The sequence below is a fragment of the Undibacterium sp. SXout7W genome, from assembly GCF_049339385.1.
Taxonomy (GTDB): Bacteria; Pseudomonadota; Gammaproteobacteria; order Burkholderiales; family Burkholderiaceae_D; genus Undibacterium.
The window spans coordinates 178648-198883 of the sequence record NZ_JBMPPF010000006.1; the positions used below are offsets into that span (position 1 = coordinate 178648).

The 20236-nt window shown below is 48.1% G+C and carries 17 protein-coding genes; 12 read left to right on the plus strand and 5 right to left on the minus strand.

The window, feature by feature from the left end:
• Window positions 1–912 (minus strand): DMT family transporter, encoded by a 912-nt coding sequence (locus tag ACO0LB_RS08335; protein ID WP_423048371.1) that lies wholly within the window; start codon window positions 910–912, stop codon window positions 1–3.
• An 810-nt stretch (window positions 913–1722) separates the two neighbouring features.
• Window positions 1723–3381: a helicase HerA-like C-terminal domain-containing protein gene (locus ACO0LB_RS08340; RefSeq protein WP_423048373.1), complete on the minus strand. Its 1659-nt coding sequence runs from the start codon at window positions 3379–3381 to the stop codon at window positions 1723–1725.
• Window positions 3382–3510: 129 nt separating this feature from the next.
• Between ACO0LB_RS08340 and ACO0LB_RS08345 the strand changes: the two genes are divergently transcribed.
• The 12 genes from ACO0LB_RS08345 (at window position 3511) to ACO0LB_RS08400 (ending at window position 16369) form a co-directional block, all read left to right on the plus strand.
• Window positions 3511–4236: a YebC/PmpR family DNA-binding transcriptional regulator gene (locus ACO0LB_RS08345; protein ID WP_423048374.1), complete on the plus strand. Its 726-nt coding sequence runs from the start codon at window positions 3511–3513 to the stop codon at window positions 4234–4236.
• A 2-nt stretch (window positions 4237–4238) separates the two neighbouring features.
• A complete protein-coding gene (gene purD, locus ACO0LB_RS08350; protein ID WP_423048375.1) occupies window positions 4239–5513 on the plus strand; it encodes a phosphoribosylamine--glycine ligase in 1275 nt (424 codons plus the stop codon).
• Between the two features lie 87 nt (window positions 5514–5600).
• Window positions 5601–6500 carry an oxygen-dependent coproporphyrinogen oxidase gene (gene hemF / locus ACO0LB_RS08355; RefSeq protein WP_423048376.1) on the plus strand — a complete coding sequence of 300 codons (900 nt, stop codon included), beginning with the start codon at window positions 5601–5603 and terminating at the stop codon, window positions 6498–6500.
• Window positions 6491–7162 (plus strand): nicotinate (nicotinamide) nucleotide adenylyltransferase, encoded by a 672-nt coding sequence (nadD, locus tag ACO0LB_RS08360; RefSeq protein WP_423048377.1) that lies wholly within the window; start codon window positions 6491–6493, stop codon window positions 7160–7162. Before hemF ends, nadD begins: the two co-directional genes overlap by 10 nt.
• Before the next feature lie 4 nt (window positions 7163–7166).
• Window positions 7167–7874, plus strand: coding sequence for a ribosome silencing factor (gene rsfS, locus ACO0LB_RS08365; protein WP_423048378.1), 708 nt, complete (start codon window positions 7167–7169; stop codon window positions 7872–7874).
• Between the two features lie 162 nt (window positions 7875–8036).
• A complete protein-coding gene (gene rlmH / locus ACO0LB_RS08370) occupies window positions 8037–8507 on the plus strand; it encodes a 23S rRNA (pseudouridine(1915)-N(3))-methyltransferase RlmH (RefSeq protein ID WP_423048379.1) in 471 nt (156 codons plus the stop codon).
• Window positions 8508–8665: 158 nt separating this feature from the next.
• Complete coding sequence (locus ACO0LB_RS08375; RefSeq protein WP_423048380.1) at window positions 8666–9283, plus strand: Maf family protein; 618 nt, start codon at window positions 8666–8668, stop codon at window positions 9281–9283.
• Window positions 9284–9295: 12 nt separating this feature from the next.
• Window positions 9296–10768: a ribonuclease G gene (gene rng / locus ACO0LB_RS08380; protein ID WP_423048381.1), complete on the plus strand. Its 1473-nt coding sequence runs from the start codon at window positions 9296–9298 to the stop codon at window positions 10766–10768.
• Window positions 10769–11215: 447 nt separating this feature from the next.
• Window positions 11216–13792 (plus strand): bifunctional diguanylate cyclase/phosphodiesterase, encoded by a 2577-nt coding sequence (locus tag ACO0LB_RS08385; protein WP_423048382.1) that lies wholly within the window; start codon window positions 11216–11218, stop codon window positions 13790–13792.
• A 103-nt stretch (window positions 13793–13895) separates the two neighbouring features.
• Window positions 13896–14648 (plus strand): SDR family NAD(P)-dependent oxidoreductase, encoded by a 753-nt coding sequence (locus tag ACO0LB_RS08390; protein WP_423048383.1) that lies wholly within the window; start codon window positions 13896–13898, stop codon window positions 14646–14648.
• A 100-nt stretch (window positions 14649–14748) separates the two neighbouring features.
• Entirely contained in the window at window positions 14749–15189 is a 441-nt protein-coding gene (locus ACO0LB_RS08395) for a copper chaperone PCu(A)C (RefSeq protein WP_423048384.1), read from the plus strand.
• A 106-nt stretch (window positions 15190–15295) separates the two neighbouring features.
• On the plus strand, window positions 15296–16369 hold the full coding sequence (locus ACO0LB_RS08400; RefSeq protein ID WP_423048385.1) for an acyltransferase family protein: 1074 nt from the start codon (window positions 15296–15298) through the stop codon (window positions 16367–16369).
• Here the strand turns inward: ACO0LB_RS08400 and ACO0LB_RS08405 are convergent.
• From ACO0LB_RS08405 to fabI, 3 genes are read right to left on the minus strand one after another with little or no spacing between them, the layout of a single operon-like run.
• Entirely contained in the window at window positions 16353–17615 is a 1263-nt protein-coding gene (locus ACO0LB_RS08405) for an acetate/propionate family kinase (RefSeq protein WP_423048386.1), read from the minus strand. The two genes, ACO0LB_RS08400 and ACO0LB_RS08405, sit on opposite strands and share 17 nt — an antisense overlap.
• Complete coding sequence (locus tag ACO0LB_RS08410) at window positions 17612–19036, minus strand: bifunctional enoyl-CoA hydratase/phosphate acetyltransferase (RefSeq protein ID WP_423048387.1); 1425 nt, start codon at window positions 19034–19036, stop codon at window positions 17612–17614. The genes ACO0LB_RS08405 and ACO0LB_RS08410 overlap by 4 nt, the downstream gene beginning before the upstream one ends.
• A gap of 9 nt (window positions 19037–19045) precedes the next feature.
• Entirely contained in the window at window positions 19046–19822 is a 777-nt protein-coding gene (gene fabI / locus ACO0LB_RS08415) for an enoyl-ACP reductase FabI (RefSeq protein ID WP_423048389.1), read from the minus strand.
• Between the last annotated feature and the right edge of the window lie 414 nt (window positions 19823–20236).

Sequence of the window (20236 nt, forward strand, 5' to 3'; positions counted from 1 at the left end):
CTAAGTTTTTTTCATCGACAATAAATACATCCCGCCCATCACTAACGCTGTACCAGCCAATTGCCACGCAGTAATCGGCTCCGCCAGAAAGAATGCCCCTAAAAACAAGGTCGACACTGGCCCTATCATACCTGCTTGCGATGCGGTGGCAGCACCAATACGCTGTACTGCGATCATCGTCATAAATACAGGTAGCACGGTGCAAAATAGGGCATTAATGATCGATAACCAATAGACGGGTGCTGGTTGTATCAGCATGGCTGCAGGACGCAAGACGAAAAACTGCCCGATACACGCGGCACTGGAAACACACATGGCATACGATACAAGGCGCAAAGAACCAAGACGCTGCACTAATTGTCCGGACTGAATCAAATAAATCGCATACGAAACAGCCGCTCCCAGCACCAGCGCTGACCCCAACAGCACATTGGCACCGCCAAATTGCAGATCATGCAGGAACACCAGCACAATCCCAAGGTAAGAGACCGTCAGCGCGGCCCATTCCAGCAAGCTGACTTTGCGCTTCAGAAAAAAAGCGGACATCAGCAAAACAAATGAAGGAGTCAGAAAAAGAATCAACCGCTCCAGTCCAGCAGTGATGTATTGCAACCCTAAAAAATCCAGGAATGAAGAAAGGTAATACCCCATCAATCCAAGGACAATCAAACGCCACCGGTCTGCATTACTCAGCACTGAAGCTGCACGCATTTGCCATACCGCAACAGAAGCAAAGATAGGTAGAGAAAATGCCATGCGGAACGTAATGAGTGTTACCGCATCAACGTTATACCGATAGATGAGCTTGGCAACGATCGCCTTGGTTGAAAATAGAATGGCACCGGCAATCGCTATTGCAAGTCCATATAGATATTGCCGTCTGGCATAGGGAAGTGTGTGTTTTGTATGCATGTTCAAGATTGTAGCGCCAGTTAAAAGTTGGCATCGGGCAAGCTTATTAATCGCAAAAAAAAAATTACAAAAAATGTTTATTAACGCCCGTTTAAGATTTTTCATTTCTACATAGCAAATAAATAACAATATTTGACGAAATTACATGTTATAAGCCGTTAAATTTGACTTTGCGTAACATTTTTACAATGCAGAACCTCCTACACTGCTTACATCACCAGCTCATGCAAAAAGAACATCATGTTTACACCGCGAGAACACTACCAACAAGCCGTCCCCAGACCGAAACGAATCTTAAATGGAGAAATCTCCTCGCCAAAGGAAATAATTACAACAATACCAGCCAACGATGCTATGGCCGGACAATCTGAAGCAGCAACATTAACCGCTCAGGCTTCGAACCAGAATGATATTGGCTCAATTTTTCGACGCTTGTCTCAACAAGCTGCCTGATAGGGCGTACTGGTTAAAACACAAAAGCTATCGCAACAATTGATATGATTGTCAGCAATGCAAACGATGTAAGTACTGCGATCATGTCTGCGGTTCACAAGGTAGTCAAGGTAGTAAAATGAATAATGCAAATACTCAGGCCTTACGCTAAACCACCTCGGGGCATGATGGCTCCTTATTGCATAAGTCCCATAAACCCCACATTGCCTTCGTCCGTATACGTTGCGCGGACATTTCGCGTAAGTCCTGTGACTGATGGATATTAGCGATATGAATGTGGCGACAGAACCCCATTACCAGCCCTGCTAAAACAATATCCATCGCCAAAACCAAGGTGCATGCTCGACGACCCGAACATTATTTTTTCATGATAGAACCCAGCACTCCCCGAATAATCTCGCGCCCCACCTGAGAACCAATAGTGCGTACTGCAGACTTCACCATCGTTTCGACAACATTATCCCTACGCCGGATACCGCCAGTACCTCCTAACAGATTGCCAAAAACGTTTTTCAGAGACTCCGTAACACCATTGCTGTTAACTGTGTCGCTCGCTTCTGGTGTACGAGGTTCTGTTGTTTGCCTTGCAGTATTTGATGGGATTGACGGGATAGATGCCGGCACTGGCGATGCATTCCCCCAAGCATTACTATCCGGGCTAGCCACTGCGTCAGGTACAGATATCGCCGGATTTACATTTCGGTTAGCCCGACTGTCAGTCTGGCCAGAGGTATTTGCAACAACACGGCCTTTGAGCTTCTCGTATGCAGATTCGCGATCAATCGTTTTTTCATAGACACCTGCCACAATCGAGGAAGCCAACATTTGCTGCCTTTCTGCAACATCAACCGGCCCGATTTGGGAAGCGGGTGGAATGATAAAAGCACGCTGCACGATATTAGGGCGACCTTTATCGTCAAGAAATGACACCAGCGCCTCTCCGACGGCAAGCTCACCAATCACCTGCGCGGTATCCAGAGCAGGGTTTGGGCGGAAAGTCTCGGCTGCAGCCTGTACCGCCTTCTGATCACGCGGTGTATAGGCTCTCAGCGCATGTTGAACACGATTCCCCAATTGACCAAGAACAGTGTCTGGTATATCCAGCGGATTTTGTGTGACGAAATAAATACCAACACCTTTAGAGCGGATCAAACGCACGACTTGTTCGATTTTTTGTAACAAGGCTTTGGGAGCCTCATCAAACAGCAGATGCGCTTCATCAAAGAAAAACACCATCTTAGGTTGATCCAGATCACCCACTTCAGGCAAATGCTCATAAAGTTCCGACAACATCCATAATAAAAATGTCGAATATAAACGTGGCGACTGCAATAACTGATCTGCGGCAAGAATATTGACATAACCATGTCCATGAATATCCGTCTGCATCATGTCATCCAGATTCAGCATGGGTTCGCCAAAAAATTGCTCTCCGCCCTGCTCTGCAATTGCCAGCAAACCACGCTGAATCGCACCGATACTCGCTGCTGAAATATTCCCGTACTCGGTTTGGAATTCGGACGCATTGTCTCCCAGATACTGCAACATCGCGCGCAAGTCCTTGGCATCGAGCAGCAGGAGGCCATGATCATCGGCAATTTTAAATGCCAGCTGCAAGACCCCTTCTTGCGTATCATTCAGATTCAGCATCCGACCTAATAACAACGGGCCAAGATCTGACACCGTCGCACGTACCGGATGCCCCTGCTTGCCAAATACATCCCAGAATGTAACTGGACAAGCATTCCAAACTGGCTCAGTCAAACCCAGCGTATTAATACGCTGCTGGATTTTAGGCGTAGGGGAACCACTTTTCGCCAGACCTGACAAGTCACCCTTAATATCCGCCATAAAAACTGGAACGCCCGCCTCAGAAAAAGCCTGCGCCATGACCTGCAAGGTGACGGTTTTACCTGTACCCGTCGCACCAGTAATACAGCCATGACGATTTGCCCAGTCAGACAACAGAAATAGCTCAAGGTCGGAGTTTTTGGCAATCAGCAGAGGTTTTGACATGATATAGACGAGTGATTTGAGAAAAAGTGGCTAAGCCAATATGGTAAAATACTGGTCTTCATTATAAAACCAAGCTAGGCAAATGTGCCGCCCACGGGTGAGCTATTGCCAATTCAGGAAAGAACGATCATGGCAGGACATAGTAAATGGGCCAATATCAAGCACAAGAAAGCCGCGACTGATGCAAAGCGCGGCAAGATCTGGACCCGTCTCATCAAAGAAATCACCGTGGCAGCCCGCATGGGTGGAGAAGATATCAATGCCAATCCGCGACTACGCCTGGCGGTAGATAAGTCGGCTGATGCCAATATGCCCAAAGAAAACGTCATTCGCGCTATTCAACGCGGTGCGGGCACACTGGAAGGCGCAAGCTATGAAGAAGTTCGTTATGAAGGCTATGGCATTGGCGGTGCAGCGCTGATCGTTGATTGCATGACAGACAACCGTGTCCGTACCGTGGCTGAGGTTCGCCATGCGTTCAACAAATTTGGCGGCAATATGGGTACAGAAGGATCCGTGGCGTTTATGTTTAAACACTGCGGACAAATGTTTTTTGCTCCCGGAACGAATGAAGACGCGCTCATGGAAGCTGCCCTGGAAGCGGGTGCCGATGATGTCGTGACCGATGAAGAAGGTGGCATTGAGGTTTTATGCGCGCCATTCAGCCTGTCTGACATCCGCGCTACATTGGAAGCGGCCGGCTTTAAGCCAGAAGTGGCCGAAGTAACGATGAAACCAGCAACAGAAACCGTCTTTACTGGTGACGACGCCATTAAAATGCAGAAATTGCTGGACGCACTTGAGAATCTGGACGATGTCCAGGAAGTTTATACCAACGCCATCATTGAAGAATAAAAATGAAAATACTCGTTGTCGGCTCCGGTGGCCGTGAACACGCACTTGCTTGGAAACTCGCACAATCTGAGCGCGTACAAACCATTTTTGTCGCTCCAGGCAATGGCGGTACTGCACTGGATAGTCGCTTAAAAAATATTGATATTACTGACCCTGTTGCATTGGCGGATTTTGCTGTGCAAGAACATATCGGACTGACCGTTGTCGGCCCGGAAGTTCCTCTGGCCGCTGGTATCGTGAATGTATTCCGTGATCGTGATCTGAAAATTTTTGGTCCGACTAAAGAAGCAGCGCAATTAGAAAGCTCCAAAGATTTTGCCAAAGCATTTATGCATCGGCATGCTATTCCTACGGCTGAATATCAGACGTTTGCGGATCTGCAATCAGCACATGCTTATATTGATACCAAAGGTGCGCCGATTGTGATCAAAGCAGATGGCCTGGCTGCTGGCAAAGGGGTAGTCGTCGCTATGTCCCTGCAAGAAGCGCATGATGCAGTAGATATGATGCTGTCTGATAATAAACTCGGCGATGCCGGTGCACGTGTCGTCATTGAAGAGTTTTTGGCAGGAGAAGAAGCCAGTTTCATCGTGATGGTAGATGGCAAAAACATTTTGCCGCTGGCTACCAGTCAGGATCACAAACGCCTGTTGGATAACGACGAAGGTCCAAACACCGGCGGCATGGGAGCCTATTCTCCGGCGCCTATCGTGACGCCGCAATTGCATGCACGTGTCATGCGTGAAATCATCATTCCGACTGTACAAGGCATGGCAAAAGACGGCATCGTATTTACCGGCTTCCTGTATGCAGGTTTGATGATTGATGACCAAGGCAATCCGAAGACTCTCGAATTCAATTGCCGCATGGGCGATCCGGAAACCCAGCCTATCATGGCTCGCTTGAAAACCGATCTGGTCAACGTAATGGAGCACGCAGTCAACGGCACACTCGATACAGTTGAACTGGAATGGGACAGACGCACTGCAATGGGTGTCGTGATGGCGGCCGCTGGCTACCCGGATGCACCTCGCAAAGGCGACAAAATCACAGGCATTCCAGCAGAAACTCCAGATTGCGTTACTTTCCACGCTGGCACTACGCTGAATGAGAAAACACTGAACTCCAATGGCGGACGTGTATTATGCGTAGTGGGTTTGGGCGATACCGTCAAACTGGCGCAGAAACATGCATACGAAACCATTGAGAAAATTCATTTTGACGGCGCCCAATATCGTCGGGATATTGGTTGGCGTGCACTGAATCGCAAACATTAATACGCTGAACAGGAGCACGTCTCCTGCGTAAATCCAGATGGGTTGGACACTGTCCAGCCCGTCTTGCTTTTTGAAGAAGATAAACGTATGACAGATACTCAGGCCGTAAAAAATTATCTTTTGTCTTTGCAGGCAAGCATCGTTGCGGCTCTGGAAGAAGTCGATGGCAAACAATTTCTGACCGATAGCTGGGAGCGGCCTGAAGGTGGAGGCGGCACCTCGCGCGTCATAGAAGAAGGTCATATTTTCGAACGCGGTGGTGTGAATTTTTCTCATGTGATGGGCAGTCACCTTCCGCCATCAGCTGCCGCCAGCCGTCCGGAACTGGCTGGCCGTCAATGGGAAGCCATGGGTGTCTCGCTGGTATTGCATCCACGTAATCCATACGCACCGACAGTGCATATGAATGTGCGTTTTTTCACAACCCATGCAGAAGGCAAAGAAGCGGTTTGGTGGTTCGGTGGCGGCATGGATCTGACGCCTTATTACGGATTTGAAGAGGATGCACGTCATTTTCATCAGACTTGTAAAAATGCAGTGACACCTTTCGGTTCGGAACTGCATTCACGTTTCAAAAAATGGTGTGACGAGTATTTCTATCTCAAACATCGTCAGGAAGCCCGTGGCGTCGGCGGTATTTTTTACGACGACTTTAATGAAATCAGTTTTGAGCATAGCTTTGCACTAACACAATCAGTTGGTAATGCCTTCGTTCCAGCCTATCTTCCGGTGCTTACAAAACGCGCAACACTGGCCTATAGTGAACGAGAACGGGATTTTCAGGCATATCGGCGCGGACGCTATGTTGAATTTAATCTCGTATTTGATCGGGGAACGCATTTTGGATTGCAATCAGGGGGCCGCACCGAATCCATACTGATGTCCATGCCGCCTATCGTCAAATGGCGCTACAACTGGCAGCCGCAAGCGGATACGCCAGAAGCCGCGCTGGCAACAGAATTTCTGGTACACAAGGAATGGGTATAGAAACTATCTCATCTCGCTGTGTACTCGTGCTGGGAGGCAGTTTTGATCCTGTGCACGTCGGCCATTTAGCTCTGGCACAATGCGCGACTCACCTGTTGCAACCAGATGAGTTAAGAATTATTCCAACAGGGCAACCGTGGCAAAAATCCGCTCTGACGGCTACATCAGAGCAAAGAGTTCGGATGCTGGAATTAGCATTTGAAAACTGGTCTGCTTGCCATGTTTCCATTGATCTGCAGGAAATACAACGGGCAGATAACCAGCAAGCAAGCTACACCATAGAGAGTTTGCGTCAGTTACGGCACGAAGTGGGACCACAAGTATCTGTCGTATTTGCGATGGGTGCAGATCAGTTGCAAAATTTACATACATGGCGTGAATGGCAACAGTTACTGGACGTGGCACATCTGTTTGCTGCGGCACGTCCGGGTTTCAATCTGGACCACGTTGCACCGGAAGTAGCGGCAATGTGGCATACGCATTCGATCAGCATACAAGAAATGCGTACCAGACCTCAGGGTGGAACCTGTATGGAAAGAAACCTGGCGCAAGATGTGTCCTCTACCCAACTGCGTTCAGAATTAAAGAAACATAACCCGACAACTCAATTGCTAGTCCCTCACAAAGTGCTAGACTACTTACAACAACATACAATTTATTAAAATAATGGATATCAAAAAATTACAAAGCTTGGTCGTAGACGCTCTTGAAGACGTCAAGGCGCAAGATATACAGCTATTTGACACGACGCATCTGACCAGTCTGTTTGACCGTGTGCTGGTTGCCTCCGGTACATCAAATCGCCAGACAAAAGCGTTAGCAGCATCGGTTCGTGACAAAGTAAAAGAAAACGGCGGCAATATCGTCAGCATGGAAGGTGAAGGAACTGGTGAATGGGTGCTGGTCGATCTGGGTGATATGGTGGTGCATATCATGCAACCTGCGATTCGCGCATACTATCGCCTGGAAGAACTCTGGGGTGATAAACCAATCAAGCTTGGCGCGGAAAAACGTGTATCAAAGCGCACAGCATCCGAACCTGAAACAGAAGAAAAGCCAAAGCGTGCGCCACGTAAAACGGCTGGTAAAGCAGCACCTCTGGAAGTCACGTATGACATGATGGCAATTCAAACGACGCTGGAAGACGAGAAAAAACCAGCTCGTAAACCAAGAACAACCAAAGTCACCAGCGATACTGACTCAACACCAACCCGCAAACCAGCTGCTCGCAAAACGGCAGATGGAACGACGGTAAAAGCTGCAAAAATTCCTACCGGTGGTCGTGTCAAGGTTGCTGCTACCAAAACAGCGACTGCATCTGCCAAACAGGCAGCTGAAAAGCGCACGACAACCCGCAAAAAAGCTGCAGAATAAAATTGCTGTAAAAATAGTAAATTACGACGTATTGCAACAAACGACGTCAAACGATGAAGTATCAATGGCTGCCTGGTGCAGCCATTTGTTTCATTTGACGCATCTCGCCAGAATGTCAGTATTTTTTGCGATTTTGTTTTCTTCTTTTTTTATCAAATCATCATGCAATTAATCATCGCAGCAGTCGGACATAAAATGCCGGACTGGATAGAAACCGGTTTTCATGAATACGCTAAACGTATGCCACCCGAATGCCGTATTCACCTGAAAGAAATCAAGCCTATCGAACGTTCAGGGAGTAAGACTGCCGAAACAGTCATGGCGCTGGAGCGGACAAAAATTGAAGCTGTCATCCCCAAAAATGCCAGAATCATTGCACTTGATGAGCGAGGTAAAGACTGGACCAGCATCGCTCTGTCACAGAACCTCACGCAATGGCAACAAGATGGACGGGATGTCGTATTTATCATCGGCGGAGCAGATGGCCTGGATGCAGAATTCAAAGCAAAAGCAGATATGCTGATCCGTATCTCCAGTCTGACATTACCTCATGGAATGGTACGCGTTTTACTAGCGGAACAACTTTATCGTGCATGGTCAATCACGCAAAACCACCCTTATCATCGGGTATGAGACGGTATGAATGTCATCCCCGTCATTTATTTTCAGAACTTACGCAAAACCACCTTAGCGAGGTTATGACTCCCGGTTCTACAAATGCCGAAGCCCGTACTGCCTTGATCGCCATGCTTTGCATGGATCATTTTGCGTAAGTCCTCATTTTTATATTTATGCTTACCGAAAATAAAATCTATCTGGCCTCAAAAAGCCCACGACGCAGAGAATTACTACATCAGATCAACATCCAGTTCGACCTGATACTGCTCAGAGATGCAGCTCCTCGTGGCCCTGACGTGTCCGAAATCGTACTCCCTGATGAATTGCCAGAAGCCTATGTCAGTCGTGTCACGCAGGAGAAAGCCGATATGGCATGGAACATCATGCAAATGCGGAAATTACCTGCCAGGCCGATACTCTCAGCAGATACTTCCGTCATCATTGATCAGCAAATATTAGGCAAACCAGCAGACCATCAGCAAGCCATGCACATGCTCAGTCTGCTCACAGGCCGCACTCATCAGGTCCTAACCAGTCTTGCAGTAAGGCACGCCGACGGCCTGCACACGATCACTCAGAAATCGGAAGTCACTTTTGACCGGCTGGATCAGGCACAAATGAAAGCCTACTGCGATAGCAGTGAACCCTACGATAAAGCCGGTGGCTATGGCATACAAGGAGCAGCAGCACGCTTTATTTCCCACATCAGTGGCAGTTATTCTGGCATCATGGGTCTGCCGTTGTTTGAAACTTGCCAACTGTTACGTCAGGCTGGAATTTTTATCCCTTAACATCTGAAGTCCATGAGCGAAAATCTCCTCATCAATATCACTCCACAAGAAACACGCGTAGCCCTGATTTTTCAAGGTGCAGTTCAGGAACTGCACATAGAGCGCACCTTATCGCGCGGCCTCGTCGGTAATATTTATCTGGGTAAAGTGGTACGGGTACTACCCGGAATGCAATCGGCATTTATCGACATCGGTCTGGAACGTGCCGCATTTTTGCATGTCGCCGATATCTGGGATGCCCGCCCACAAGAAAGTGGCAACAATACCTCCGCCCCCTTAACTCCGATAGAAAAGCTTTTATTCGATGGCCAGGCAATTACCGTACAGGTAGTCAAAGATCCCATCGGTACCAAGGGAGCACGCCTGTCAACACAGATATCCATCGCGGGTCGCATGCTGGTTTTTCTCCCGCAGGATACTCACATCGGTATTTCGCAAAAAATCGAAAATGAAGCAGAACGCGAAGCTCTGCGAAGTAAAGTTCAAAGTCTGCAACAAGCCGATGAAAAAGGCGGATTCATTGTAAGAACGATGGCAGAAGACGCCTCTGACGAAGATTTAAAAGCTGACGTCGATTATCTGCGTCGCACCTGGGCCACCATTACACAATTAGCGAAGACACAGCCACCGACCACCTTGCTATATCAGGATCTGAATCTGGCACAACGCGTATTGCGTGACTTCGTCAATGAAGAGACGATCAATATTCAAGTCGATTCACGCGAAAACTATCTGATGTTGTTGGAATTTGCGACCCGTTACATGCCCTCAGTCCTGCCCAAGTTGCAGCATTACACAGGCGAACGTCCTTTATTCGATCTGCATGGCGTAGAAGAAGAAATAGAGCGGGCTCTTGGCCGCAGGGTAGATCTGAAATCTGGTGGATACCTGATCGTTGACCAGACAGAAGCCATGACAACCATCGACGTCAACACCGGCAGTTTTGTTGCAGGCCGTAATTTTGACGATACGATCTTCAAAACCAACCTCGAAGCAGCGCATGCAATTGCGAGGCAGCTACGTTTGCGTAACCTCGGTGGCATCATTATTCTCGATATTATTGATATGGAGAATGAAGAACATAAAACCGCCGTATTGGCAGAGCTGAACAAAGCCCTGTCACGCGACCGGACAAAGCTTTCCATCTCTGGATTCTCAGCACTCGGACTGGTCGAAGTCACGCGTAAGCGAACACGCGAATCACTGGCGCATGTGCTATGCGAAACCTGCCCTGCATGCAGTGGTAAAGGACAAGTAAAAACTGCCCGAACCATCTGCTATGAAATTTTACGTGAGCTACTTCGTGAAGCAAAACAGTTCAACCCACGAGAATTCCGTATCATGGCATCACAAGTCGTGGTCGATATGTTTCTGGAAGAAGAATCCCAACATCTTGCGATGCTAGGCGACTTCATCGGCAAGCCAATTTCGTTACAAGTCGAAAATGTGTTTCATCAAGAACAATACGACATTATCCTGATGTAATCAGCTCATCGTGCGGGTTGGAACAAACAACATTCAGATATTGCCCCAACCTGCCCGATACTCTCTCCCCCCTATTTTCTTCCCTATCCTCCGCGTTTTTCTTCAAAAAATTCATGATGAAGTACCGATCAAAAAGGTCATCACATGATTGCTGTGCCTCTTCTTACAGGGCGCAGAGTTTGCTAAAAAATAGATAAAATCATCATCGCTACCCACATCATCCTCAACAGCCTCACATTGAACTCGTTCGCATTGTTGTAAATCGATAGAAAATTGGCTTATGACAATATCTACGGCGCTATCTTACTGGTGAGGCAATCAACAACAGGTTACAATTTCAGCACACTCCCGCGCGTTTTTGCTATTTTTTTGTGACACATCAGAACATTAAAACATCTGTGGATCAGACTCAGCTATATCACTTCAAACAGGGCCGATAAGCACACAATGAGCATTGCCAGCACATCCGCTCACACATTAAGACTCAGGGTACTGATCTTCGGAGTACTGGGGGTTCTGTTGCTAATTGCCACTATGGCACTCCCACCGCTAACGTATCTGACCGGTGGAAAAACCAGCATGCTGGCAATCCATTTGTTGATGGAAATGTTTGCCATCATCATTGCGATGCTAGTCGTGACTTTGTCATGGCATACCTTTGACATGGCTGAAGCGCGCTATTCAAAAATACTGATCTGTGGCTTTCTGATTGTCGGAACCTGCGATTTGCTGCATGCACTGACCTATGCAGGTATGCCAGCATTTCTGGAACACAGCAGCACGCCAAGGGCAATTTTTTTCTGGTTGATGGGACGGACATTTGAGGTATTGACGATGGCAGTCGTTGCTATGGGATGGAAAATACCCTTGCCGCGTCTGTTCTGGTTATGTACCGGTATGCTGACCTCCGGAGTCCTTATTTTTATGGGGTCCTACCATATTGATGTGCTACCCGTCACGTTTATCGAAGGCCAGGGAGTCACACAGTTCAAGGCTAACTTCGAATACCTGCTATGTGCGATGAATATCCTGGTTGCGTTTCTGCTGTGGCAGCGTGGCGAAAAAAACAGGCAGAGCCGGTATTATCTTCTGGCACTCTCCAGCTTTTTAATGGGGGTTGGCGAAATTGCTTTCACGGCCTATGTCACGCCTTCAGATTTCCAAAATATCTTTGGCCATACCTATAAACTGGTCGCCTACACCTTGTTATATATGGCAACGTTCGCCACCAGCATACGTGCGCCATTTGAAGCATTGCAAAAATCTGAAGACAAGTTACGGGAAAACGAAACGCAATTAAGAATTGCAGCGATTGCGTTTGAATCACAGCAAGGCATGATGATTACCGACAAAAACGGGATCATTCTGCGCGTGAATCAAGCGTTCACCAACAATACTGGTTATGCCCCGGAAGATGCTATTGGAAGAACTGCCAAGATACTGCAATCCGGGCGACATACAGACACTTTTTATGCGGAGATGGAAGCCTGTATAGAAAGCACTGGGCGGTGGCAAGGTGAAGTCTGGGACAAGCGCAAAAATGGCGAAATTTATCCGAACTGGCTGACTATTTCGGCGGTTTCTGGCGATGATGGTGTTGTCACGCATTATGTGAATATTGACATCGACATCTCCGCCCGCAAAGCAGCAGAAGATCAATTACATCAGCTTGCTTTCTTCGATCCACTGACCCAACTGCCCAATCGCCGACTGCTACTCGAGCGCTTGGGACACGCACTCAGCAGCAGCGGAAGGCATCCGCATGGCGGTGCCGTGATGTTTCTGGATCTGGACAACTTCAAGACGCTAAACGATACCATGGGACATGATGTCGGCGATTGCCTACTGATCAAGGTCGCTGAACGTTTAAAGACATCCGTGCGACAAAGCGACACGGTGGCGCGACTGGGTGGTGACGAATTTGTCGTGATGCTAGAAAATTTCGAAGCTGGCAGCGACACCGTCAATCAGGTAAAAATAGCGGCTGAAAAACTCCGGGCTGCACTGGATCATCCATTTCAATTTGTAATGAATGCCGGATCTGATCAGCAAAAAACCATCGATTTTCATTCTACAGTCAGCATCGGGGTGAGCTTATTTGGCGGTCATCAAGAAAGCGTCGATGAAATTCTGAAACAGGCGGATCTGGCGATGTATCAGGCCAAAGATGCTGGCCGCAATACAATACGTTTTTTTGATCCCAAAATGCAACTTGCGGTAACTGCGCGGGTGGCAATGGAAAGTGCCATACGGGATGCCATTCATAAAACGCAGTTTGAACTACATTATCAGCCCCAACTCTCCGAAGACGGCCAACATCTGACCGGCGCAGAAGCGCTGTTGCGCTGGCCATATCCATCACGCGGCATGATTCCCCCTTCAGAATTCATTCCCTTATCCGAAGAAACTGGGTTGATACTTCCACTTGGTCATTGGGTTTTAAAAACAGCCTGCCAACAACTGGCAACGTGGGCGCAGCATCCTGCTACGGCTCATTTGACGATGGCTGTCAATGTCAGCGCCCTTCAGTTTCATCAGACAAATTTTGTAGAAAACCTGTTATCACTGATCGCCGATAGCGGTGCCAATCCACATAAGCTGAAACTAGAATTAACCGAAAGCATGCTGGTCAATAATGTAAAGGATATTATTGAAAAAATGCATGCGCTAAAAAACAAGGGAGTAGGATTTTCGTTAGACGATTTTGGCACTGGATATTCTTCATTATCGTATCTAAAACGTCTGCCACTGGATCAGTTGAAAATTGATCAGGCATTTGTCAGAGATATGTTGATCGACCAAAACGATGCTGCGATCGCTAAAATGATTATTGCACTTGCCGATACGCTGGGACTGGTAGTGATCGCAGAAGGTGTAGAAACAGAAAATCAGCGGCAGTTCTTGTCACATAATGGCTGCCATGATTATCAGGGATACCTGTTCGGAAAACCGATGGGAATAAAAGCATTTGAAGATTATGTAAAAAACTATCAACCAGTATTAGCAGTGGCAGAAACTTCTTAGTCACGCTGATAGCCTGTTATGATCGAAAGACAACATCTGGATATTGGTCATCAAAATGCAAGCACACAGTTATGACTTGCCATTCGTTACGGAGGATATCGTTATGCGACTACAAAATAAAAATATCATTGTTACCGGCGGTGCCAGTGGTATCGGACTAGCGACTGTGGAACTCTGCATGCAAGAGGGTGCCAACGTGATCATGGCTGACTTGCCCCATGACGAACACGTGCAAACCGCCAGCGATCTGAGCAGCCGCTACACAGGCCGATGTATTTTTGTCGCAACAGATGTCAGCTCAAGTGCGCAAGCTGATCAGTTAATCGCTGCAACCGTGGCTGATTTCGGCAGTGTGGATGGGGTATTCAATAATGCGGGGATAGGCGGGATGAGTCCGGCTGATTTATATACAGACGAAGACTTTTTGCACATTCTGGATATCAATCTGACGGGTGTTTTTCGTATTGCGCGTGCCTCTTTGCGCCAGATGTACGCTCAAGGAAGCGGCAGTATTGTCAATTGCGCTTCTATTCTTGGCGTGATGGGACAAAGCATGACCGCAGCCTATTCAGCGGCAAAAGGTGGAGTCGTTAACCTGACGCGCACGCTGGCACTGGAGGCAGCCAGCAAAGGTGTGCGGGTCAATGCCGTATGTCCCGGATATATCGATACGCCTTTATTATCCGCACTGGATGACAATATGCGACAATTTCTGATTGATCTGCATCCGCTGGGGCGTTTGGGTAAATCAGAAGAAGTTGCCAGCGCTGTCGTTTTCTTACTCAGTGACGAATCCAGCTTTATTACGGGTACACCACTGATGGTGGATGGTGGTTTTACCGCCGGAAAATCCTGAGGCACCGCACGATGCAATTCAGTGTTTTTAAATTCTAATCAGTTAATCCGATAACGAGATAAGCAGATAAATAGTTCACCAGTTTTTTAAGGATGTTCGTATGACCTTGTTACACAAATTCTCTACTGTCACTTTTCTGGGCCTGATGGCTGGCAGTGCTCTGGCAGATATTAAAATCGATCATGCCTGGGTCAGAGCCACCGTCGCACAGCAAAAAGCGACTGGTGCATTTATGCAGATACAGTCAACCGAGGATGCACGTTTGCTTGAAGTCAAATCACCCGCTGCTGCGAGCGTGGAATTGCACAAAATGGAAATGACTGACAATGTCATGAAAATGCGTGAAGTACCGTCGCTTGACTTACCGGCGGGCAAAGTCGTTGAGTTGAAGCCCGGTGGTTATCATGTGATGCTGATGGATTTAAAAGCGCAGGTGAAAGATGGCGATCTGATTCCGATCACGCTGGTCATCGAACACAAAGATAAAAAACGTGAAGCCATAGAAATCAAGGCGGTCGCGAAGCCTTTGAATGGTAAATAATTCCTGTCTGTCAGAACTCATCAATATCTGTTGCCACGCTCTGACGTTCAGAGCGATGTGAACATCATCCGCCAGACAACAGGTACTTTTCACATTGACATTCAACATGCAAAACCGCGATATTTGGGTGGACTATGCCAGAGGTATCGGGATCATCCTCGTCGTATATGGCCATGTCAGCAGAGGTATTTTTAATGCTGGCATGCCAATGGACGCAACACTATTCAGCCTGATAGACAGCATCATCTATAGCTTTCACATGCCGTTGTTCTTTTTCTTGTCCGGCCTGTTTTTTGTACCATCGCTACAAAAATATGGCCAAAGCGGATTAATAGCAGAAAAAACGGACAGTGTGATGTATCCGTATGTACTTTGGTCATTGCTGCAAGGTTTTACAGAAGTCGCATTGTCTCATTACACGACAGCCAAAACCAGCATTCCAGAGGTGCTGTCTTTGCTCTGGCAACCACGGGCACAATTCTGGTTTTTATATGCTTTGTTTGTCGTAATGCTGTTTGTTGTGATGCTATTTGGCAGCGTCATGTTCCGCGTCCAGCGACAATTATCTGCCTGGAAAATTCTGCTGCCAGCAATGGTTTTATGGGCATCACAATTCTGGCTGGATTGGCCTTTCCCATTCAATTTTTTAGCGAATTATTTGATCTTTTTTTTACTGGGAACGCAATTTCATTTACTCAGGAGCATCATCGAGAAACGGGCCCTGCTCGCCAGCCTCATCAGCCTGCTGGCTTTTATCGCCGTAGAATATCTGTTTCATGGAACACTGGGATTGCGCTATTCGGACAAAAGCTTCTGGCAAGCATTACCTGCTATTTTCGGTATCCTGATGGTATGTAGTGTTTCCTGCCTGTTGGCACAAAAAAGATTGTTGCTGATACCTTCCCAGGTCTACTGGCTAGCTTTATTGGGCAGCTGTTCCATGCCTATTTTTCTGATCCATATTCTGACTGGCAGCGGTAGCAGAATCGTATTAAGCAAATTACTGCATGTGCACAATGCCAGTCTGCATATTATTGCAGGCATGCTGGCCGGATTACTTCTGCCAGTATTAATCCAAAAACTGTCGGAACAATCCGGCTGGCGACGACTACGCTATCTGTTTACTCCGCCACCTTTTTTATCAATGAAAAAGCGATGGCTGGCTAGCTCAGCAAAGTAGCTGCATCAGATGCCGCAATCCATCCTTCATCCGTCGGCACTACCCATAATTCAACAGTGCTGTCGGGGGTATGAATCGCGGCGATAGCATCACCACGAGCCTGCTGGTTTTTCTGCGTATCAATCTTGACGCCCAGATATGCCAAACCTTGTGCAACCTGCTCACGCAGCATGGCATCATGTTCGCCAATACCACCGGTAAATGCGAGCACATCCAGTCCGCCGATACATGCCGTCAGCGCACCCGATTCACGTATTACTTTGTGAGTGAACAGATCAATTGCCCGACGGGCATCAGGGTGTTCGCTTTCACGCAAACGACGCATATCAGCAGAGATACCAGAAACGCCCAGCAAGCCCGATTGTTTGTACATCATCGTTTCCAGACGTGGCGCATCCCAGCCCTGCTGGCACAGATGCAATACAACACCAGGATCCAGTGATCCGCAACGGGTTCCCATCATCAAACCATCCAATGCAGAAAATCCCATCGTCGTTGCCTGACTGAGACCACGACGCATTGCGCAGATACTGGCTCCATTGCCGAGATGCGCCATCACCACTCGTCCGACAGCCGCCACCGTATGCTGCATGAGTTGTTGGGAGACATAACGATAAGACAGCCCATGAAATCCATAACGACGGATTCCGCTGTCACGTAAAGCCTTAGGTAACGCCAGTGTCCGCTCGACTTCTGGCATGGTCGCATGAAACCCGGTATCAAAACAGGCTACCTGCGGTATCAGGGGATACACTCGCTGAAATGCCAACACGCCCTCCAGATTATGTGGCTGATGCAAAGGTGCCAGAGAGTTGAGCGTTTGCAAATACGCCATCGCCTCATCATTCATCACCACAGAATCAGAGTACCGATCACCGCCATGCACGATACGATGTGCGACTGCCACGATCTGTATCCCCGTACTGTGAGCAAGTAAATATGTCTGTAATCGGAGCAAGGCCTGGGTGAACTTATCGTCTGAGGCCCCTTCTGATGCACTTTCTGATGTGCGACCTAATGCCTGCTCCGGTAAGGAAAGACTCAATTGTTCAGTTCCGCTACCGGAGGTCAGATCGCATACCTGAATCACGACCTGACCGCCTGGTTCCAGACCTTCTACGGTACCAGATAAACTTGCTGCGAGCACCTTTTTTGCACTGACCGGGTACAAGGCAAATTTGATCGATGATGAACCGCAATTCACTGCCAGAATTGCGGCCACACGCTCACTGGAGGGGCTGTTCATGGTGCGCTGATCCTGTATTGATGCGCGAGTAATTTCACCAATGCCGCTGAAGCGACTCTGGATGCAGCGCCATCAGCACGACTGGTCAGCGCAATCGGCACTCTGGCACCGATCACCACGCCACAACTGGAAGCACCAGCAAGATATTCCAGCTGTTTGGCAAGCATATTGCCGGATTCAAGATCGGGTACCAACAAAATGTCGGCATTGCCCGCGACAGGCGAATCAATTCCCTTGATACGTGCGGCGGCAGCTGAAATCGCATTATCAAACGCCAGTGGTCCATCAACGATCGCTCCGGTAATCTGCTGGCGCTGCGTCATTTTGCACAATGCTGCGGCATCAATCGTGGAGGCAATTTTAGGCGTGACTGTTTCTACGGCAGACAAAATCGCGACTTTAGGTAAAGGAATGTCCAAGGCATGCGCAAGACTGATGGCATTTTGCAGAATATCGACTTTGTCCATCAGGGTCGGAGCGATGTTGAGTGCCGCATCAGTCAGCAACAGCGTTTTGTCGTACATCGGAATGTCAAACCGGAAGACATGTGATAAACGACGCTTGGTGCGTAGTGCATGACAGGCAACAACAGCATGCATTAATTCATCAGTATGCAGACTACCTTTCATCAGTGCTTCAACCGTTCCGGCAGCCGCCATCGCTACCGCCTGTTCCGCAGCAGCGTGACTATGCGCAACATCGACGATCTCAATCCCGGTCAAATCCAGTCCAGCGGAAATAGCGACCTGTTCCAACTTCGCCTTGGGTGCGACCAGTACAGGAATAATCAGACCTTGCTTGCCAGCATCGAGTGCGCCTTGCAAAGAGTCAGCATCACAAGGATGGACAACCGCGCAGCGTATCGCCGCTAAATGGCTGACGCTTGCCAGCATCATTTGCTGACGCTGAGCGCCATCAAATAATTTTAACTCCGGCAGATGCGAACGCGGACGACTCACTTTTTCCGTCGGCGCGATCACCAGCGCCGATCCCAGAACAACGGCAGCACCATTCTGATTAACGATCTTACAGTCCAGCGTGACCCGCTTCTTGATATCGTCTTTTGCTGTCACCGTCGCCGTGATCGTCAGGGTATCGCCGACCCGGACTGGCTTAACAAACTGCAGTTTCTGTTCCAGATAAATAGTTCCGGGACCTGGCAATTCGGTTCCCAGCAAAGTGGAGATCAGTGCGCCGCCCCACATACCGTGTGCAATCACGCCGTGGAATAACGTATTTTCCGCATAGGCAGCATCGAGATGCGCAGGATTCACATCGCCAGATAACGCAGCAAAAGCCTGTATATCGGCATTGCTAAGCGTACGGACCTGACTGGCACTCTGCCCTATCTCAATGTCGTCGTACACCACATTGGCAATGACTTCACGTGTATCGGTATTACTTCCCGGTTGTTCACTCATCTTGTTTTCCTAGTTAACGATGTGGTAGCCAGCATCGACATATAAAGTTTGACCTGTCATTCCCGACGAGGCATCGCTGATCAGAAAGGCCGCCAGATTTCCAATTTCTTCCAGCGTCACCAGACGATGTAAAGGAGAACGTTGTTGCGCCTTCTGCATCAGCACATCAAATTCTTCCAGGCCAGAGGCAGCACGGGTAGGCACTGGACCAGGTGAAATAGCATGCACACGGGTTCCTTGCACGCCCAGTTCTGTCGCAAGATACTTCACCATGGATTCGAGTGCTGCTTTGACTGGCCCCATCAATCCATAATGCGGCACAGCCGCGTCCGCGCCAAGGTAACTCATGGTCAACAAACTCGCCTGTGGACTCAGATGTGGCTCGCACAGATGTGCCAGTTGCGCAAATGAGTGACAAGAAATATTCATCGCACGCAAAAATCCTTCGCTGGAACTGTCCGTGACTCTGCCATGCAAATCGGTCATTGGTGCCCAGGCAATCGAGTGGATAACAAAGTCCAGTTGTCCCAGATGCTCTGCCGCTTGCGCCACCAGATTGGCTATCGCCGTAGGATCCTCCACATTGCAACTGATCAGCGGCGCATCAAGCGCTGTCGCCAGCGGCGCAACGAATTGTTGCGCTTTTTCGTTTACGCAAGACAGCACCATCAATGCGCCTTGTTGGCTCAGTACCTGTGCACATCCATAAGCAATACTGTGTTCATTTGCAAGACCAATGATCAGGCCTCGCTTGCCTTGCAAAGAAAATACATTTTTTTCAGACATCCGTTTTCCCATTCTGTGATTGCTTCTTCCAGCTTCCGATGACATTCCTTCACAAGGTCAGCATAATTTCAACTGTGATGGATGACGGTATTGGACTTCTTTAGTGTCACACTACTACCAAAAATCTACATCTGTATGACCTGCATGTGCAAAAAATCGTTCCGGCACAGTTTATTGATCAAAATCAAACTAATAACGGATCAGCTTAAAAATCTCTGAAAAAGACCCTGCGAACAGAACTCACTATATAGATCATTTGCCAATTTTAATGATGTCAGAACTCTTATGGAATCTCTGATTAAGTAAACGCAACCTGATTGAGAAACGTTAATAGAAGCATGTTCGACCGTCAATCATTAAAGCCATGAGACAGACTACATTTGCCCAAGGAAGCTTTGAACGCTATGCCAAAAC

Coding starts and splice junctions, on each gene's coding strand:
- ACO0LB_RS08335 (WP_423048371.1), bottom strand. CDS start 912: ATGCATACAAAACACACACTTCCCTATGCCAGACGGCAATATCTATAT.
- ACO0LB_RS08340 (WP_423048373.1), bottom strand. CDS start 3,381: ATGTCAAAACCTCTGCTGATTGCCAAAAACTCCGACCTTGAGCTATTT.
- ACO0LB_RS08345 (WP_423048374.1), top strand. CDS start 3,511: ATGGCAGGACATAGTAAATGGGCCAATATCAAGCACAAGAAAGCCGCG.
- purD (WP_423048375.1), top strand. CDS start 4,239: ATGAAAATACTCGTTGTCGGCTCCGGTGGCCGTGAACACGCACTTGCT.
- hemF (WP_423048376.1), top strand. CDS start 5,601: ATGACAGATACTCAGGCCGTAAAAAATTATCTTTTGTCTTTGCAGGCA.
- nadD (WP_423048377.1), top strand. CDS start 6,491: ATGGGTATAGAAACTATCTCATCTCGCTGTGTACTCGTGCTGGGAGGC.
- rsfS (WP_423048378.1), top strand. CDS start 7,167: ATGGATATCAAAAAATTACAAAGCTTGGTCGTAGACGCTCTTGAAGAC.
- rlmH (WP_423048379.1), top strand. CDS start 8,037: ATGCAATTAATCATCGCAGCAGTCGGACATAAAATGCCGGACTGGATA.
- ACO0LB_RS08375 (WP_423048380.1), top strand. CDS start 8,666: ATGCTTACCGAAAATAAAATCTATCTGGCCTCAAAAAGCCCACGACGC.
- rng (WP_423048381.1), top strand. CDS start 9,296: ATGAGCGAAAATCTCCTCATCAATATCACTCCACAAGAAACACGCGTA.
- ACO0LB_RS08385 (WP_423048382.1), top strand. CDS start 11,216: ATGAGCATTGCCAGCACATCCGCTCACACATTAAGACTCAGGGTACTG.
- ACO0LB_RS08390 (WP_423048383.1), top strand. CDS start 13,896: ATGCGACTACAAAATAAAAATATCATTGTTACCGGCGGTGCCAGTGGT.
- ACO0LB_RS08395 (WP_423048384.1), top strand. CDS start 14,749: ATGACCTTGTTACACAAATTCTCTACTGTCACTTTTCTGGGCCTGATG.
- ACO0LB_RS08400 (WP_423048385.1), top strand. CDS start 15,296: ATGCAAAACCGCGATATTTGGGTGGACTATGCCAGAGGTATCGGGATC.
- ACO0LB_RS08405 (WP_423048386.1), bottom strand. CDS start 17,615: ATGAACAGCCCCTCCAGTGAGCGTGTGGCCGCAATTCTGGCAGTGAAT.
- ACO0LB_RS08410 (WP_423048387.1), bottom strand. CDS start 19,036: ATGAGTGAACAACCGGGAAGTAATACCGATACACGTGAAGTCATTGCC.
- fabI (WP_423048389.1), bottom strand. CDS start 19,822: ATGTCTGAAAAAAATGTATTTTCTTTGCAAGGCAAGCGAGGCCTGATC.